This window comes from Nostoc edaphicum CCNP1411, from assembly GCF_014023275.1.
GTDB classification, from domain to species: Bacteria; Cyanobacteriota; Cyanobacteriia; order Cyanobacteriales; family Nostocaceae; genus Nostoc; species Nostoc edaphicum_A.
The window spans coordinates 4,480,512-4,496,554 of sequence record NZ_CP054698.1; the positions used below are offsets into that span (position 1 = coordinate 4,480,512).

The following is a 16,043-nucleotide window of genomic DNA, read 5'->3' on the forward strand; positions in this document are numbered from 1 at the left end:
CAAAACAAAATTGCGACATTGAACTCAGTCAAGCAGCTGAGGCGATCGCAATGTTAGAAATATTAATTACTCTGATTCTCAAGAAATCTATTGAAGTTATCCTAGTGCTATTGCTGAAAAAAATCTGGGCATGGCTGCTGAGGGATGAAAGCTTTCAATGTCTCAACCACTTTCTGAAAATGCAGATTCTTATACTCTATCTTGATTGCATTTTGCTCAAAACATCTCTAAAGTCTCTGCCTGAGCCAACAAAAGAGAACGATTCACACACATATAGCTAGACAAATTGTTACAAATACAGCTAGTCTTACAAAAATTTACTTTTACCCCGTACCTTGCATCTATATGACTTCACAATCTTCTCGCTCTGACAAAATTCTGGTTGTTGATGACTCTCCTGATAACGTGTTTTTGATCAAAACTATTTTGGAGGAAGAAGGTTACACAGTTAGCACCGCAGAAAATGGAATTTCAGCCTTGGCAGAATTGAAAGCTTCTCCTTGTGACTTGGTTTTACTGGATCTGATGATGCCAGGTATGGATGGATACGAAGTCACCAAGCATATTCGCGGTGAGATGAAATTGCCGCAATATATCCCCATATTGCTGATCACTGCCCACGATACGCCCAACGTCGCCCACGGTTTAGACTTGGGTGCTGATGATTTTATCCGCAAACCTGTAACAGTAGATGAATTGCTGGCACGAGTGCGATCGCTCCTGCGTTTGAAGCATAGTATGGATGAACGTGATGAAATTGCCCGTCAGCGAGAAGATTTTGTCTCCCGCCTCACCCATGACTTACGCACTCCCTTGGTAGCTGCCGATCGCATGTTGATGCTATTTCAGCAAGGTGCTTTGGGAACATTATCAACGCAAATGCAGGAAGTAATCGCCATCATGGCCCGTAGTAATATCAACCTGCTTACTATGGTCAATACCTTATTGGAAGTTTATCGCTTTGAAGCAGGTCGCAAAAGTTTGGCATTTCAACCAGTTAATCTGAGACAACTGCTAGAAGAAGTGATGGGAGAATTGTCACCTCTAGCCCAAGACAAAGCATTGTCCCTAAATTTGGACTTTACTGAAGAGTCAAATACAGTGATGGGCGATCGCTTGGAACTGCATCGTCTATTCACCAATCTCATAGGCAATGCAATCAAATTTACCAACTCTGGATCTATTACTATTCGTTTTACTTCTCAACGCCAGTTCGACAACAGTAGTCAATCTCAGTTATCTGGAAAATCCAATTCTGGTGACTATATTAGAATTGAGATAGCGGATACTGGCCCAGGTATTCCCCCTGAAGAACAAGCCACTATCTTTGAACGATTTCGCCAAGGCAGCCACAAAACTTCTGGTAGTGGCTTAGGATTGTACCTTGCTCGTCGAATTGTCGAGGCACATCAAGGCATAATTTTACTTAATTCTGAGTTGGGCAAAGGTAGTGTATTTATTGTGCTTCTACCCAGCAAAACATGAAAAAATTAGTAATTATAAATTATGAATTATAAAGTTATTTATCCTGATAATTCATAATTTATAATCTGACTAGTTTTTAATTTTGGCTAAATATTCCAATTAGAAAATAGAACAATAAAAGATGTGCTTATCTAGCAGCACTAACATTAAACAAACAGTTTTTTATCGGACAAATAAATGATTACCACTGAATTATCTAACGTTGGTGAAATTATCCAGAATCAGCGAGAATTTTTTAAAACTGGCAAAACTAAAGATGTCACTTTTCGCATTGAGCAACTTAAAACTCTCAAGCAAGCAATCATTGAGCATGAACAAGCAATAGTTGAGGCATTACAAGCGGATTTACATAAACCAGAAGTGGAGACTTATATTACAGAAATCAGTGTAGTTAAGGAAATTGATTATGTTATAAAACATCTTCAAAACTGGAGTAAGCCAAAAAAAGCATCTGTTTCTTGGGACTTTTTTTCCTACTCAGCGAGAATTTATCCAGAACCGTTAGGAGTTGTCTTAATTATTGGCCCTTGGAACTATCCATTTCAGTTAATTATCTCACCATTAATAGGTGCGATCGCAGCCGGTAATTGTGCAATTCTCAAACCTTCAGAAATTGCTTCTCATACGTCTGATATTGTTGCTAAGATTATTGCCAAACATTTTGACCCTGCTTATATTGCCGTGGTTGAAGGAGGCGTGGAAGCAAGTCAAAAACTACTTGCAGAAAAGTTTGACCATATCTTTTTTACTGGTGGCACAGCCGTCGGTAAAATCATTATGGCAGCAGCGGCAAAACATCTCACACCAGTGACTTTAGAATTGGGTGGCAAAAGTCCTTGCATTGTAGATACTGACATTAATCTTGAACACACTGTCAGACGAATTACTTGGGGCAAATTTATTAATTCTGGACAAACTTGTATTGCCCCTGACTATCTTTTAGTTAATAAAAAAATCAAAAAAGATTTAATAGATGGTCTGGCAAAATCTTTAAAAGAATTTTATGGCGATAATCCTATAGACAGTCCTGATTATGCTAGGATTATCAGCCAAAAACACTTTGAGAGATTGGTTAATTTTCTCAAAGATGGTGAAGTTATCATCGGTGGAGAAAATCAACCTTCAGAGCGTTATATCGCCCCCACAGTGATTGATCATGTCTCTTTGGAAGATCCTGTAATGCAGGAAGAAATTTTTGGCCCTATTCTACCCATCATTGAATATACTGACATTGCAGAAGCGATCGCCTTGATTAACTCTAGACCCAAGCCCTTGGCGTTATACTTATTTTCTCAAGACAAAAACCTGCAAAAGCGAGTTTTGCAGGAAACTTCCTCTGGTGGAGTCTGTATTAACGACACAGTGATGCAGGTTGGTGTCTCGTCTTTACCATTTGGTGGGGTGGGAGATAGCGGTATTGGCAACTATCACGGCAAAGCTAGCTTTGACACCTTTTCCCATAAGAAAAGTGTATTGCAAAACTCCTTCTGGCTAGATTTAAAATGGCGATACGCTCCCTATCAGGGCAAATTGCCAATAATCAAGAAACTTTTGGGTTAAAAGTTCTGAGTTAAGAGTTAGGAGTGACGAATAAAAATCTACAACTCCTAACTCTTGTACAGACGCGATTAATCGCGTCTCTCTTAAAACCCAAAAGCGTTGCTGTAACGCTCCTCAGCCCAGGGTTCACCACGACGATGGTAGCCATTGCGCTCCCAAAAACCAAGTTCTTCACCAGCTAAAAATTCTAAACCATTAATCCACTTAGCACTTTTCCAAGCGTAGAGGTGGGGAACAACTAGCCGCATCGGACCACCGTGTTCAGATGGAAGGTTTTCACTAAAGACTTTAAAGGCAAAGAAATTTTCTTCGCGGATGAAATCTTCTACAGAAATATTGGTAGTGTAGCCACCATAGCAGTGTTCCATAATGTAGACTGCCTTGGGGTCTAACTCAACCAGACCCATAAAATCCGTAACTTTAATACCAGTCCATTTGACATCGAGTTTAGACCAGCGCGTTACACAGTGGAAGTCTGCTGTGAATTCGTGTTGAGGTAGCGCCATAAAGTCTGACCAACTAAAGGTAGCAGGTTTTGCTAAACCCCAAACTTTAAACTCCCATTCCTCAGTGCTGACTTGAGGAGTTGCACCGTAAGTTAATACGGGGAAACCTTTAGCTAAGTGTTGACCAGGAGGAACGCGTTCGCTTTCTTCCTTCCCTGGTTTCTGAAAAAATTTTCCTAGCATAGTTGGAGAAAACTTATTTTTCTCAAGGTATTTACAAGTTTTTTTGTGGAGTTGCCAACAGCACCAGATGTTTTACTTTTTATATGAAGAATTCAGAACTCAGGAGTCAGAATTCAGTATGAATACTGTACGAGTGGGTGACGAAATATTGGTTAAAAGCGAGTAGAATAATGGGCGAAAAATATTAAAATGTTCTCACTTTAAAACTCTATCTCTTTATGGGTAGAGTATTCTGAATTCTGAGTTCTGTATTCTGACTCCTGTTTTATATGATGACTTGATCATTACTTATGAATGATAGGTAATGGGTAATGGATGTTCCCAATTACTCACTACCAATTTTTTTCGATCTAATGAGCTTATGTAGAGTGTTTATGATTCATAATTCAATCAGGAAAGCTAAGAAAAAGCATTTATCCAGTAGTGAGAAGTTTCATTGGCAAAGTCACCAATCAAATCTATCGGTGCTGTTCATGCTTTTCCTGACTGGGAAATTATGATTCTTCTTCCTCTTCTTCAGCAGTTGGATATACAAATGTCGAACGTCCAGTCAAAATCGACTTGCCCAAAGATAGGGCTTTTTGAGCTTCGACGACAGCTTTGTGTCTCCAGGTAGCTCGACGTTTATCTCGTTTTGATTTGGAAGTTTTCTTCTTAGGAACAGCCATGTCAGCAGATATCGCGATTCTTGACAACCTTCTTATTCTAGGCCATCCACTGACGCCAAAGACAACAGTTGAGTCAGGAATAAGTTAAGAAGTTCCAAATTAAGGAACCTTGGCTTGGAACTTCTCTCTGTATCTAGCCCAATCCGTCATTTTGGGGTTGACACACTACTAGCTGCTGGAACTGGATTAGAGGTATTTTCAAAGAAAAGTAGCGATCGCGCAGTTTTAAAGTAAGTTGCCCAATTTTGAGCATCAGGACGCGATCGCCATTGGGGACGACTAACTTCTAATGTCAAGACTGGTGCGATCGCTCCATAATTTTGTACGGACACAATAATGGAAACATCTGTCACCAAGATATCTTGGTCGAAGCTCCTTTGAGCCGCTGCCCTCGCAGCCGCTTCCGCCCTCCGCAGAATGGTTTCATAGTTTTCTTCCGGCAAACGGTCAATAGCTAGATCAACTCTAGCGGTGTAAGCTCGCACAACCTGGGGTGCGATCGCTTCCGTCAAAAACCACGCAGGAACAGTAGATATGAGCAAAACTACTAAAGGAACTATCCGGATTCTTCTGGCAATTTGGCTAATAACTGAAAAGGTAGTGATCGATGATGGTAGGTGAGCAAGATTTCTGCTCATGACCTTCTATCTCCTTAGTGATGATCTTTTATTGAAATTAGGTAAAAGGTATTTTCCGGTTGACTAACGTAATAAAAATTACATTTTAACTTAAGATTCGATCAGAATCACCTAGACTATAAAACACCGGTTAGCTTTGTTATTTTGGCAAAGCCAACCGCAATTTTAAGACCAGCAAACGATAACTGACAAAGAGCGGGATGGCAAATTACTGGGCGATCACAATTGGCATCAATCAATATCAGTTATTTCAACCTTTAAGTTGTGCCCAAGCTGATGCTGAGGCACTAGATGATTTTTTGGTGACAGAAGCAGGTTTTCTCCCCGAACACTGTCTAGTCATGACAGATACCTCGCCGCCAATTGGGGATAGATCAACTTATCCAACCAAGGAGAATATTCTGCTGCTGCTTGAGGATTTTGCAGCGACAAGTTGGCAACCGGAAGACTATCTGTGGTTATTCTTTAGCGGTTATGGAGTCAACTACAAAGGCAAAGATTATTTAATGCCAGTGGAAGGCAACCCCGAACTCGTAGAAGAGACTGGCATAGAATTGCGATCGCTAATGCAAAGTCTGCAACTTGCTGACCTAAATGTATTGCTATTACTCGATATCAACCGCGCTTTTGGCACTCAAGCGGATGCTCCCGTTGGTGAAGAAACCATAGAATTAGCCCAAGAACTACAACTGGCAACAATTCTTTCTTGCCAACCAGAGCAATTTTCCCATGAGAGTAGCGAACTAGGTCACGGATTTTTTACAGCAGCTTTGTTAGAAGCTTTGCGTTCTGGCAATGGCAACAACTTGGCAGATTTAGAAAGCTACCTAAGCTTGCTCATGCCAAAACTATGTCACCACCATTGGCGTCCTGTTCAAAATCCTGCCACGATCATCCCATCAAGGCAGCAAGTAATTTTGCCACAATTGGCAATGGAAAGTCACTTTCAACCAGAACCGGTGATTTATCCTGAAGAATCTTTTGCGATCGCTCGTGCGGCTCCTCCCCTTGACGATTACCCTAAAACTTCAGCAGAACGGGGCAGATGGGGAGAAGCTACTGTGAGTTCATCCCAACAGGTGAAGGTTGAGAAGTCCAAGGGTAAACAAGTCCAAGAGTCAGCTAGCAGCTTAGTTTCGCAGCCAATGCCGGAAACTTCTTTAGGAGCGAATCCGAGAGGAAGATTTATTCCCAATTCCTCTAAAGGTTATGTCTCTCGATTGCCATCGAATCAGCCAAGCATCCCTTTTTGGAAACAGTTTATCCTGTGGGGCGGAGGCAGCTTGCTGGTAGCAGGTTTAATTGCTGTAGTTTTTCTGCGTAATCAAGAAACTTTTAGAATTAAGCAAATATCAAGCACATCACCCAATGCTACTTCTAGTAACTCTCAGGTTATCGAGAATTTACCAAGCGACCGCACTCCACCAGTTAGACTCAACAACCAATCTAGCGCCCAAATAGCCTCTAGTTCCCAGTCGAAAAAGCGGAATCAAGCAGTATTAGACTTGGCGAAAATGTCGCTCAGACAAACTCAGGCTAGCGATTTGAGCATGGCGATCGCTACAGCCCGGAAAATAAAACCCGGTGAACCACTGTATGAACAAGCTCAGGAGAATATTAAGATTTGGAGCCAGATGATTTTAGATTTAGCAGAGGGTCGTGCTAAACAAAGACAGTATGCCAGCGCTATTGCAGCCGCTCGATTAATCACCAAAGACGAAGCCCCCTACGCCAAAGCACAAGCAGCAATAAACCTGTGGCGGTTAGAGGGCAAGCAGTATGTTAGTAACAAAACTCTTTTAGATGCAGCTAATGCCTTGATTAAATCTGGACAGGCATCTACTTACAACCGGGCGATCGAAGTTGCGAAAAAAGTACCAGCAGGTCAACCGGGCTTTGATGCCGCCCAAAAATCGATCAATAGCTGGAGTGAGAAAATTTTAGATATGGCCAAGCGTCGCGCCGCCCAAGGAGAACTTAAGGCTGCAATTGCGACTGCTACCTTAGTGCCAGAAGAGACAGCTGCTTATGAAGATGCTCAGGATGCCATTCAAAAATGGCAAAAGAAATAGTAAAAAATGGTTAGGAGTTAGGAATTAGGAGTTATATTATTGATCCCCGACCTATTACTCCTAACTACTCACTCTTGACTAAACACTCAACAGTACTGCGATACATCTTCGCCGCATTCATCGGCTAGATAGCACAGCGCTCGGAAACGTAAACCAACCACTTCTTCGTATAAGGGATTGAGCTTGCACATGGGCGGAATGTGAAACAGGGTTTTCCCAAATACTTTGACATCGCGCTCAAAGGGGCACTGAGATGGAATCAGTTTGCACAAGCGGTGAGCTAATTGGCGATCGCGGACTTGAATATTTTCTACACGCTGCCGTAAGGGTTGGAGAATATCCCAGTGAGGCTTGGAAATAGAACGGTTTAGCTGGGTTCCTTTATGATCACTAGTCTCTGCTTGATTGATTGATACCCAGCTTGTCAGAAAAATTCTTTTTGTGGTATTGTCGAATACCTTCATGGTTAATCCTCTGTGTTATTGAGGTTATTCACCTTTTTGATGAATATATACAACGTGGCAACGAACTTTCCCGGAAAAATCGCGTTCTGACTGCGATATAATGTAATACCTGATTAGCCACTTAAGTCAGAACCTAATTTATTACTACGTCAAGTTAATCGCAATTTTCTGGGGATCGGTAGTGTAATATTACGATCTTGTTCATAACTTGACACAGTTTAAATTTTAATAAAGACATCCATCATTGGATAGGTTTTAGTGTAACATTTACAATCCTTAATATAAGCTATTTATAAAAGAATTTTTTCTAAGTATAAACATCAGTAATATCCTAGAAGGCCTTTTTGCCCTCCGTGTTCCCACTTTCTCACGTAAGTACATACTGTTTATTGCTGGCTGAATAGAGAGAAGTCTGTAGATGCGACTGCGGCTGAAAGCCAGGTGGGTTGGTTTTCTCAGTAGATGCAGAGCGGATATTTATGAAACATCGTTCGTCGCAAAGTCTCGGTAAAGAAAGTGATTTTTCTCCAATTTGCAATCTACAGCGTCTTAGGGCTAACTTATCTGGGGTTAGCATTGGGCTACATTCCTGGTTTACGCATGAACCGCGCCACTATTGCTTTGGTCGGTTCTGCCTTTTTAATTGCTTTAGGTGTTCTGAATTTACAGGAGGCATGGCAGGCCATTGATGCCAATACCATCGTGTTTCTGTTGAGCATGATGGTAGTTAACGCCAATCTATCTTATGCAGGGTTTTTTAGGCGATCGCTATCAGTGATATTGAGTATCACTCGTAGTCCTCTGGGTTTGTTGATGGCTTTAACTTTTGGTAGTGGTATTCTTTCGGCCTTTTTTCTCAATGACACTCTGGCGCTTGTTTTTACACCATTAACCTTGAGTTTGACTCAAGCTTTGGGTTTAAATCCGATACCTTATTTACTAGCGATCGCAGGTGCAACTAATATCGGATCGGTAGCAACTTTGAGCGGTAATCCCCAAAATATCCTGATTGGCTCCTTTTCAGGCATCTCCTATCTAGAATTTCTGCGTGTATTGGCCCCAGTTGCCCTAGCAGGGTTGGTAATTCAGGTGATATTACTGTGGCTACTTTACCCAGATGTCCGCTCAGTCAAACCTTGCCAAATATTACCCACCACCAACCAACGGATTTATAAGCCCTTATTTAATAAAACATTAGTCATCACAACTGGGCTGCTAATTGCATTTACTGTCGGCTTACCCTTAGCGCAGTCTGCTTTAGTTGCTGCTAGCTTGTTGCTAATTACTCGGCGGGTTAAACCCCAGCGCATTTTGCAAAAGGTGGATTGGAACCTGCTGGTAATGTTTTCTGGATTGTTTATCCTGACGCGAGTCACGCAAAAGTTGAATTTGCTCCAACCATTGACTCATACAGTAAACTCTGCTGCGAGTTTACTGGGTGTAGCTGTCGTTTTATCTAACTTGATTTCTAATGTTCCGGCTGTACTCTTATTACAACCGCTGATTTCTCAAGGTGATACTAAGTCTTGGCTGTTGCTAGCAGCAGGTTCAACATTGGCAGGTAATTTAACTTTGTTTGGTGCAGTCGCCAACCTGATTACTGTAGAAGCTGCTGCGGATTTAGGTTACAAGCTAACTTTTTGGGAGCATCTCCGCTTTGGAGTGCCGTTAACAGTATGTACTCTAGTTCTAGTATATCTCTGGGTTCATTGAATTGGTCTGAGTGCTGCTGGAATCACTTCAGGGTTAGCGGCTGTTGGGGCTACTGTTGGCGGTGGTATGGCAGCAGGTGTAGCTATCACAGTTGCAGCAGCGGCAGTTGTTTATGGTGCTTATTATTTATTGGATATCAGAATAATAAATCATAAGTCCCGGAAGAGTTGCTTATACGCAACGACTCCAGTTTATAAAAGCAAATGATTTTTCTTGAAATCTCACGACAAAGCGCAAAGACGTTAGAAAAACTCTACGTCTCTGCACCTCTGCGTAAAATTTTTACCGTAAACTCTCTAGGATGCTACCTGAGCAGCAGTCCGAGTCCGCCGTCTTCTACCATCAGCAACTTTTACAGGTGGCTCATCAGGAATTTGCATTAACAAAGTCACAGATGGTTGACATTGCAATTCCCGCCGGATGGAACGTTGCAATTCTCGTTCTAAAGTACCTTGCAATCCACCCCAGTCTATATCTGCTGCTTCACCTTCGCTAGGAGCAAATTCTGACCAGCGCACAGTGAGGATTTCTTCAATGCGTTGTTTTACCCAGGTTTGTAACAGCGATCGCTCTACACTTGTAACTACACCCCGGAGGTGAATTTCTGGTTTTGCCAACAGTTTACCATTCCAATCAATGGCAGCTGCGATCGTGATAATCCCTTCTGAAGCCATGCGTTGCCGTTCTTGTAAAACTTTGGCACTTACCATACCCGAACTAGTAGTATCCACCAATTCGATACCAGATGGCACTTTACCAGCGACGCGAATCGCATCTTCAGTTAGTTCGACAATATCACCATTCTGAATGATGATCATGTTTTCTGCGGGAATGCCCATACTCTGAGCCGTTTCTGCATGCTTCACTAGCATCCGGTGTTCGCCGTGAAATGGCACAAAGAATTTGGGTCGAGTTAAGGCAATCATCAGCTTTTGTTCTTCCTGACAGCCGTGACCGGAGACGTGAATTCCTTTATCCCGTCCATAGACCACTTTCGCACCTTGAATCATCAACTTATCAATGGTGTTAACTACAGCGATCGTATTTCCGGGAATTGGGTTAGCAGAGAATACTACCGTATCTCCTTGGCGGATTTTAATGTGAGGATGTTCTTTGTTGGCAATGCGGGTCATTGCTGCCATTAATTCACCCTGAGAACCTGTAGTTAAGACTAAAACTTTTTCGTCAGGAAGATTCCGGACGGCGTGCAATGGTTGCAGCAGATTATCTTCACATTTGATGTAACCTAAATTGCGGGCATGAGCGATCAAGTTCAGCATGGAACGTCCCACAACTGTCACTACACGATTCTGCTTCTTGGCGATATCCAAAATCATGTTGATGCGATGCACGCTAGAAGCAAAGGTGGTGACAAATAATCGCCCAGGTGCTTGACTAAATACTCTCTCCAGATTGGGATAAACTGAACGTTCCGAAGGTGTAAATCCTGGCACTTCTGCGTTAGTGGAATCACTTAGCAAACAAAGAACGCCTTTTTCACCATGTTCTGCTAGGCGTTGCAAGTCAAACTTTTCACCATCCACTGGGGTATGGTCAATTTTAAAATCCCCTGTGTGAATTACTACACCCAGGGGAGTATGAATGGCAACAGTGAAACTATCAGCGATGGAGTGGGTGTTACGGATATATTCAACTAAAAAGTTTTTGCCAATCCGCACTACATCACGTGGTAAAACTGTTCTGATTTCTGTGCGATCGCGGACTCCTGCTTCTTCAAGTTTACCCTCTAGCATTGCCATTGCTAGTCTGGGGCCATAAATCACCGGGATATCAAATTGTTTGAGATGAAAAGCAATCCCGCCAATATGGTCTTCATGACCGTGAGTAACAATCATCCCTTTAATTTTGTGGCGATTTTCCCGCAGATAGGTCGTATCTGGTAAAACAATGTTGACCCCATGCATCGCCTCTGTGGGAAAAGCCAATCCTGCATCTAACAGGATGATTTCATCGTCATACTCAAAAAGACAGGTATTTTTCCCAATTTCATGCAAACCGCCCAAAGGAATAATTTTCAAGGCGGAATTATTAGCTTCGTTTTTAGCCATTTTCTCCTTAGATTGTTACTTGTGGTTAATTAAGTTGATAGTTAACGAACTTGTATTTAAGACAACATAATCTGCCTCTTAAGTCAGTCTGAAAGCAATCAAGTTTTAAATTGAAATCTTCAATTTTTTATTCAATAAAATTAACTGTAAGCTCAAGGATTCATAGTATATCTATCAGTCCTAGCACAGATTTTTAAATTGCAACTTATGAACAATTATGATCATTGTTTATATGTATCTTGCGCTTAACTAGCTGGTGGCTAGATTAAACTAAGTTCTTTCAAAACCGCTTCTAACTTTTGACTGACTTCTAAATCAGCTTCACATAGCGGCGGACGAGTTGAACCAACCTCCCAACCTTGAAGTTTCAGTGCTTTTTTCACTGGAATGGGATTTGAAGTGAGAAATAGAGCTTTAAATAACGGGAAGAGTTGGAGATGAATGTCGCTTGCTACTTCAATTTTCCCGGCACTAAAAGCTTGGATCATCTGCTGTAGTTGGTTTCCTACCAGATGAGAAGCTACACTTACCACACCTTTTGCCCCGATCGCTAACAAGGGCAAAGTCATGTAATCATCACCAGAATAGATGTGGAATTCTTTTGGTGTCAAGCGACGAATTTCGCTTGCCTGATCTATATTACCAGTGGATTCTTTTATCCCGACAATATTGTTAACCTCAGCTAACCGGGCAACTGTTTCTGGCTGAAGGTTTTGTCCGGTACGACCGGGAACATTATATAACAACAATGGTAGGTCGGGACAGGCTTGTGCTATCGCCTTAAAGTGCGCTTCCAATCCCGCCTGTGGCGGTTTGTTGTAATAAGGAACAACTTGTAAGGAACCATGTACTCCTATCTTAGACGCTTTTTGGGTGGCTGCGATCGCTTCTTTGGTGGAATTTGATCCACAACCTGCGATGACCTTGGCTTTTCCTGCCACGGACTGCAATACCTCGACAAACAACTGGTATTCTTCATCCCAACTCAGTGTTGGGGATTCTCCTGTTGTGCCGCACATTACCAATGTATCTGTACCGTTGTTAGCTAGATGCGCCGCCAGTTCTGCCGCTACATCATAATTGACACTACCATCTGGCTTAAATGGCGTAATCATAGCGGTTAAAACATTGCCAAAATCTCCCACCCTTTTTTCACTCCTAATTACCCATGTTTTTATATCTTGGTGGTTCTCTATTGTAATAACCTATCTGCAAATTGCTTTCAAGTGTCATTTTTCCTTTGTCATTTGTCCTTTGTCACTTTACCAATGACCAATTACCAATGACTAATGACTAATAGCTAATGGTTTGAGTAGATTTTTCTCTACTAATAACTCGGCGATTTGTACTGCGTTCAATGCTGCGCCTTTGCGGATTTGGTCGCCACATAACCATAATTCCAAGCCACAGGGATGAGAAATATCCTGACGAATTCTTCCCACTAAAACTTCATCTCGACCTGTTGCTTCAATTGGCATCGGAAAATGATTAGTTTCCCAATCTTCGACCAATTTCACTCCAGGGGAGGAATTTAAAATTTGTCTGGCTTCCTCTGCACTAAAGGGAGTCTCAAATTCTAAATTAATGGCTTCTGAATGGGCGCGGAGTACGGGAACCCGTATACATGTCGCAGTGATTCTGATTTGCTGCGTGCCAAATATTTTTCGGGTTTCGTTAACCATTTTCATTTCTTCCTCACAATAACCCAAATCGTTTAATGGTGAGTTGTGGGGGAATAAATTAAATGCCAATGGGTAAGGCAATATTTCAGCAATCGGTGGCTGTCCTTGTAGTATAGCGCTTGTTTGGGTTTTGACTTCTGCCATTGCCCTAGCACCTGCACCACTAGCCGATTGGTAGGTTGCAGCGACAATGCGTTGCACTGGTTTAACTTTATGCAATGGCCAGACTGCCACAGCCATTAAAATTGTTGTGCAGTTGGGGTTAGCAATAATGCCTTGGTGATTAGCAGCGGCTTGGGGATTCACCTCTGGCACTACTAAGGGAACTTCCGGGTTCATCCGAAAGGCGCTGGAGTTGTCAATTACCACTGCGCCCTTTTCGACGGCAACTGCTGCCCAAGTTTTGGATGTGGAACCACCTGCACTAGCCAATACTATATCGACATTTTCAAAAGCGCGATCGCTCACTGGCTCTACTTGTATATTTTCACCTTTAAACTGTAGCGATCGCCCGACACTCCGCTCTGATGCCAATAACTTCAGGTTGGCAAGAGGAAAATTACGACTTTCTAACAATTCCAGCAACTCTGTGCCAACTGCACCAGTCGCTCCCAAAATAGCTAAACGATAGGATTTCGACAAACTTGCTTCCTCCTTTAAGAGATTTATGTGCAATTTCTTGGAACAATTGACAATTTTCTTATATATAAATTGCTATCGCAGTCTTGAAATACATTTTGAATAGATTTAGTTTTTTCTCTAATTTAGTCGGTCTTTATATATCTAATACATTTATTTTCTTGGTTTTTTAATAAGTTAAGTGATGTTGCATTCTACGACAACGGACTTCCAATTTTTTTCATCAACCTTTAACTATAATACTAATTATACAATAAACCACCATTTAGCAGAAAAATGGATATATCTGCACTTAGACGTTTAATAGGCATCCCAGCTTTAAGGCAATAAACGTTTTTGCTGCAAATCTGCTTACCAACATGATGAATATACTATGATCAAATTGCATAAAACTAGCAAAGCACAAAAGTGAGCTATGCGGTTTGGTAACAGATGCGCTCTCGTACCACAACTTAATAATAGCTAGACTCAATACTATAACTTTAACTTGGGGGTACTAACCACTCGTTGAGAACCAGGATATCACGGCATTAGCCCACTGAATAATTAATTCCTAAGTTTTAGGGGTAGTAGGGAGTGAAGAAGGGAATAGGCTACAGGGTAGAGGTTACAGATTTATTCCCTATCACCTCTCCCCTTCCCCCTAATCCCAATGCCCCATTAACAAAATTGTTATGAAGGTAAAATGTCAAGTCCTTGGTCATTGGCAGTAAACTGGATCTTTGCCCCAGGATAAACATCCATCCTTGGATGTCATCAGACCTTTTGGCAAACTCCCATTGCCCCTAAGAGACATCAAGCTATAAAACGCAAACAATTATTTTATTGCGTCTTGTGTGTACTCGGAGTATAAAATACCAGAAAACTAGAGACGAAGCATGAAAGTCACCCAGGAAAAACTTCCCGCCAGCCAAATTGGCCTGGAAATAGAAATTACGCCGGAAATTACCAAGCAAACTTACGAACAGGTCATCAAAAACTTAGCGAGTACTGCCAATATTCCTGGGTTTCGTAAAGGCAAGGTACCTCGGCCGATATTGCTACAACGGCTGGGTACAACTCGTATCAAGGCAGCAGCGCTGGAAGAACTAATTCAAGACGGCATTGAGCAAGCAGTTAAACAAGAAGCTATCCCGGCAATCGGTCAGCCGCAATTGCGCTCCTCTTTTGAGGATTTGATTAATAATTATGAACCTGGAAAACCCCTGACGATTTCGGCGGCGGTCGATGTAGAACCAGAAGTAAATCTCGTGCAGTACACTGATCTACAAGCCAAGGCTGAAGAAGTCAAGTACGATCCAGAACGGGTGGAGAACACGCTGGATAAGGAACGTCAAGAATTGGCGACATTGATTCCTGTGGAAGGACGTGCAGCCCAAATCGGCGATATTGCAGTAGTCGATTTTAAAGGTTCATTCGCCAAAGTAGAGGGCGAAGACGAAACAGCCGAACCAGAACCGATTCCCGGAGCCGAAGCAACTGATTTTCAAGTTGAATTGCAAGAAGATAAATTTATTCCAGGCTTTATTTCGGGAATAGTAGGGATGAATCCTGAAGAAACCAAAGAAATTGCCGCGCAGTTCCCAGACCCGTATGCTAATGAAGATTTAGCTGGAAAAGCGGCAACTTTCACAGTGACGCTCAAAGAACTGAAGGAAAAAGAACTACCAGAAATAAATGACGATTTTGCCCAAGAAATCAGCGATTTTGAAACCTTAGAGGAGTTACGTGCTTCTTTGGTAGAGCGATATCAAAAAGAGTCAGATGACAAAACAAAAACAAATAAGCAGGAAGCCTTGTTAACTGAACTGCTCAAGCACGTAGAAGTTGACTTACCAGCAACTTTGATTGAGCAAGAAGTAGATGCAATGCTAACGCAAACAGCAATCCGGCTGTCTCAGCAAGGGTTGGATGTAAGAAAGTTGTTTACTCAAGATATTATTCCGCAATTGCGGGAGCGATCGCGCACTGAAGCAATTGAACGCATCAAACGTTCCTTGTCTTTGCGGGAAGTCGGTAAACGCGAATCTATCGAGGTAACACCAGAAGAAATCGCAGCCAGAGTCACAGAACTTTTGGAACAGTACCCAGAGGAGCAAGACGTTGATGAAGATAAACTGCGCTCAATCGTGGAAAACGAGCTGCTAAACGAAAAAATCATCGATTGGCTTTTAGAACACTCCTCGGTTGAACTTGTACCCGAAGGTTCTTTGAGTCCCGCAGAGGAAACAGAAGACGCAGAATCTGATGCTGATGGTGATGCACCTCAGACTGAAGAAGAAAACAGCGAAGCTTCTACAGAAGTCACAGAAGGATAATAAAAAATCCCACAGCCATGAGTTCACCAGTTCTGAGTTAAAGTAC

Annotated in this window: 12 protein-coding genes; 5 read left to right on the forward strand and 7 right to left on the reverse strand. The window is 42.1% G+C overall.

Features of this window, described 5'->3' with window-relative positions; all coding sequences use genetic code 11:
* Positions 1–345 precede the first annotated feature (345 nt).
* Both HUN01_RS21385 and HUN01_RS21390 read left to right on the forward strand, forming a co-directional pair.
* Positions 346–1,485 (forward strand): hybrid sensor histidine kinase/response regulator, encoded by a 1,140-nt coding sequence (locus tag HUN01_RS21385; protein WP_181927886.1) that lies wholly within the window; start codon positions 346–348, stop codon positions 1,483–1,485.
* Between the two features lie 177 nt (positions 1,486–1,662).
* Positions 1,663–3,045, forward strand: a complete 1,383-nt coding sequence (locus tag HUN01_RS21390; RefSeq protein ID WP_181927887.1) for an aldehyde dehydrogenase — start codon at positions 1,663–1,665, stop codon at positions 3,043–3,045.
* Positions 3,046–3,128: 83 nt separating this feature from the next.
* Here HUN01_RS21390 and HUN01_RS21395 read toward each other — a convergent pair whose 3' ends face one another.
* From HUN01_RS21395 to HUN01_RS21405, 3 genes are all read right to left on the reverse strand, one after another.
* Positions 3,129–3,734 (reverse strand): sulfite oxidase-like oxidoreductase, encoded by a 606-nt coding sequence (locus tag HUN01_RS21395; protein ID WP_181927888.1) that lies wholly within the window; start codon positions 3,732–3,734, stop codon positions 3,129–3,131.
* A 494-nt stretch (positions 3,735–4,228) separates the two neighbouring features.
* On the reverse strand, positions 4,229–4,402 hold the full coding sequence (gene rpmF, locus HUN01_RS21400; protein WP_012407602.1) for a 50S ribosomal protein L32: 174 nt from the start codon (positions 4,400–4,402) through the stop codon (positions 4,229–4,231).
* A gap of 146 nt (positions 4,403–4,548) precedes the next feature.
* A complete protein-coding gene (locus HUN01_RS21405; RefSeq protein WP_181927889.1) occupies positions 4,549–5,040 on the reverse strand; it encodes a hypothetical protein in 492 nt (163 codons plus the stop codon).
* 200 nt (positions 5,041–5,240) lie between these two features.
* Here HUN01_RS21405 and HUN01_RS21410 point away from each other — a divergent pair, with 200 nt between their 5' ends.
* Complete coding sequence (locus tag HUN01_RS21410) at positions 5,241–7,112, forward strand: caspase family protein (RefSeq protein ID WP_181927890.1); 1,872 nt, start codon at positions 5,241–5,243, stop codon at positions 7,110–7,112.
* A gap of 86 nt (positions 7,113–7,198) precedes the next feature.
* Here the strand turns inward: HUN01_RS21410 and HUN01_RS21415 are convergent, their stop codons facing one another.
* Positions 7,199–7,576, reverse strand: coding sequence for a Mo-dependent nitrogenase C-terminal domain-containing protein (locus HUN01_RS21415; protein ID WP_181927891.1), 378 nt, complete (start codon positions 7,574–7,576; stop codon positions 7,199–7,201).
* A gap of 516 nt (positions 7,577–8,092) precedes the next feature.
* On the opposite strand from HUN01_RS21415, the gene HUN01_RS21420 reads away from it, so the two are divergent.
* A complete protein-coding gene (locus tag HUN01_RS21420; protein WP_181927892.1) occupies positions 8,093–9,289 on the forward strand; it encodes an anion transporter in 1,197 nt (398 codons plus the stop codon).
* A 296-nt stretch (positions 9,290–9,585) separates the two neighbouring features.
* On the opposite strand, the gene HUN01_RS21425 is transcribed toward HUN01_RS21420, so the two are convergent.
* The 3 genes from HUN01_RS21425 to HUN01_RS21435 all read right to left on the reverse strand — a co-directional run bounded on the left by HUN01_RS21425 (position 9,586) and on the right by HUN01_RS21435 (position 13,682).
* Positions 9,586–11,358, reverse strand: a complete 1,773-nt coding sequence (locus tag HUN01_RS21425) for a ribonuclease J (RefSeq protein WP_181927893.1) — start codon at positions 11,356–11,358, stop codon at positions 9,586–9,588.
* Between the two features lie 260 nt (positions 11,359–11,618).
* Positions 11,619–12,503 (reverse strand): 4-hydroxy-tetrahydrodipicolinate synthase, encoded by an 885-nt coding sequence (gene dapA / locus HUN01_RS21430; RefSeq protein WP_181927894.1) that lies wholly within the window; start codon positions 12,501–12,503, stop codon positions 11,619–11,621.
* A gap of 141 nt (positions 12,504–12,644) precedes the next feature.
* A complete protein-coding gene (locus HUN01_RS21435; RefSeq protein ID WP_181927895.1) occupies positions 12,645–13,682 on the reverse strand; it encodes an aspartate-semialdehyde dehydrogenase in 1,038 nt (345 codons plus the stop codon).
* An 875-nt stretch (positions 13,683–14,557) separates the two neighbouring features.
* Here HUN01_RS21435 and tig point away from each other — a divergent pair.
* On the forward strand, positions 14,558–15,997 hold the full coding sequence (tig, locus tag HUN01_RS21440) for a trigger factor (protein WP_181927896.1): 1,440 nt from the start codon (positions 14,558–14,560) through the stop codon (positions 15,995–15,997).
* The last annotated feature ends 46 nt before the right edge of the window (positions 15,998–16,043 follow it).

Excerpts from the sequence above, each read along its gene's own strand:
- HUN01_RS21385 (WP_181927886.1), top strand. The coding sequence starts at position 346 with ATGACTTCACAATCTTCTCGCTCTGACAAAATTCTGGTTGTTGATGAC.
- HUN01_RS21390 (WP_181927887.1), top strand. The coding sequence starts at position 1,663 with ATGATTACCACTGAATTATCTAACGTTGGTGAAATTATCCAGAATCAG.
- HUN01_RS21395 (WP_181927888.1), bottom strand. The coding sequence starts at position 3,734 with ATGCTAGGAAAATTTTTTCAGAAACCAGGGAAGGAAGAAAGCGAACGC.
- rpmF (WP_012407602.1), bottom strand. The coding sequence starts at position 4,402 with ATGGCTGTTCCTAAGAAGAAAACTTCCAAATCAAAACGAGATAAACGT.
- HUN01_RS21405 (WP_181927889.1), bottom strand. The coding sequence starts at position 5,040 with ATGAGCAGAAATCTTGCTCACCTACCATCATCGATCACTACCTTTTCA.
- HUN01_RS21410 (WP_181927890.1), top strand. The coding sequence starts at position 5,241 with ATGGCAAATTACTGGGCGATCACAATTGGCATCAATCAATATCAGTTA.
- HUN01_RS21415 (WP_181927891.1), bottom strand. The coding sequence starts at position 7,576 with ATGAAGGTATTCGACAATACCACAAAAAGAATTTTTCTGACAAGCTGG.
- HUN01_RS21425 (WP_181927893.1), bottom strand. The coding sequence starts at position 11,358 with ATGGCTAAAAACGAAGCTAATAATTCCGCCTTGAAAATTATTCCTTTG.
- tig (WP_181927896.1), top strand. The coding sequence starts at position 14,558 with ATGAAAGTCACCCAGGAAAAACTTCCCGCCAGCCAAATTGGCCTGGAA.